General features: G+C 43.2%; 1 protein-coding gene. It reads right to left on the bottom strand.

Annotated features, from left to right (window positions below; genetic code table 11):
- Nucleotides 1–190: 190 nt before the first annotated feature.
- Nucleotides 191–1,570, bottom strand: a complete 1,380-nt coding sequence (locus B5G11_RS16020; protein WP_087255643.1) for a transposase family protein — start codon at nucleotides 1,568–1,570, stop codon at nucleotides 191–193.
- Nucleotides 1,571–1,678 lie beyond the last annotated feature (108 nt).

Raw genomic sequence — 1,678 nt, 5'->3', positions numbered from 1 at the left:
TAAAGAATAAATTTTAGAAATCCCTGCTTTTCAGCCAGAGTATGTTATTGTGGCTATTTTGCACAACAAGCGTCTCCTTTGGAGCCGTTATCCACATCTCAAGGCCATACGGACTCCTCTTCAAAAAAAATGTGGATATTTACTTTTTTCCATCTTCCATTCTATCACCACCTGTTGTATAATAACCCTGTCATTCAAGATACACGGTTGTGTATTTCGAAATGTAGGATACATCTTCATCCGTTACTGTATGTCTGCGAAAACTTTCCAGTAACCCTGAAGATGTATTTTTTATGCTCTGCCCGATCTCTTTCCTCAATGGGCTGAAGGAAAGGTAGATCTGCATGACTATGTCTGCTATCTGTGTGATCAGGTAATGATTTTTCATCGCATTGCTGTCCCGGCTGTTTAAATGCTCAATATCATAAATCCCATTTTTCTGGTTATTGAACCCTTCGTTCTCTATTTTCCATCTTCCACGGCCTGCTTCAATCATTTCCTCCAGATTTTTCTTTGTCAGTTCGATGTTTGTGATCCACTGGAATTCATGGATTTCTTTCTCCCCGTCTTCTTCTGTTTCATACCGATAGCGGTACATATCCGCTTCTTCTTCCTTCCCTGCCGTTTCCTCTACATGGTTGATATATTCTCCGTTCCCGCCTTCTTTCCCGATTCCCGTCAACGTCTCTGCTCCGCCTCCACTGGCAATCCATTCATAGCTCTCTGCCAGCACTTTCTGCCGTGTTGCCTTCTGGGTCAGGATGTATTTCCAGTCACGGCACATCTTCATGATCGTCTCTGCCGCATAAAGGGCATCCCCCTGCAGACAGACCGGCAGTCTCGGATAGTCTTTATGCAGCCGTTCCAGCAGCCGTTTCGCCGCATTGATCTCACAGTCATTTTTGCTGACATCTTCCTTCTCATTTTCAATGAATTCTGTATCAAGGCTGATCAGGATCCCCGGCGACAGCAACAGTTTCGCCTCCAGAACTTTATGATAATATCTTTTCACTTTGACCTCTTTCCCATCTACTTCCCGTGTCACCGTTGTCACAAGACAATTTTCGCAATGCTTTTCACGAAAGTAAAAGAGCCCGGTCCCGTCTATGATGACTCTCCAGTATTTCCCCAGCAGTCTGGAACGGGAAAAGCTTTTCTTTCGGATCAGGCTCTTCACCATCTTTTTTCTTACATCTGCCAGACATTGTGGAGAAAGGCGTTCCAGATAGTAATTCAGTGTATCCGCATGCGGCATTTCTGAAAGCCCCTGATCACCGGACAGAATCCGGAGTGTGGCAATACACGCATCTTCATTAAAGGTTTCTTCCATGGAGCGCATGCTCTTTACTGCACACATATTTTTCAGCATCCCCATCAACACCAGATCTGCCTGACTGTAGGTAGTATAGGAAGGGTGTCTCGGATCCGTCATCTCATTAAGCCATTGTGGAAGTTCTTTAAAAAAATGACGGGTAAGCATCATGATTTCCACAATCCCTCTGTCTTTTTTCTTCATCTTACGCTTCTTTGCTTTGGTAAGCCAGTCGGCTTTTTTCTTCAGTTTCTTCATACTTTTCTCCTGTGTGTAAAATTTTTTTCTTTTATTTTACATTAAACAGAAGAAAAGCAGGAAATCTCTGGGATTTTTATTGCGAAAAGTTTTTATTCTTCAGTGCTG

This window comes from Drancourtella sp. An57 (assembly GCF_002161525.1).
Lineage (GTDB): Bacteria > Bacillota > Clostridia > Lachnospirales > Lachnospiraceae > Sellimonas > Sellimonas catena.
The sequence above is the reverse complement of the archived record's forward strand: the minus strand, read 5'-3'. Positions and strand labels throughout refer to the sequence as shown.

Bases quoted from the DNA above. Each gene is read 5' to 3' on its own strand.
- B5G11_RS16020 (WP_087255643.1), bottom strand. From the start codon at position 1,570: ATGAAGAAACTGAAGAAAAAAGCCGACTGGCTTACCAAAGCAAAGAAG.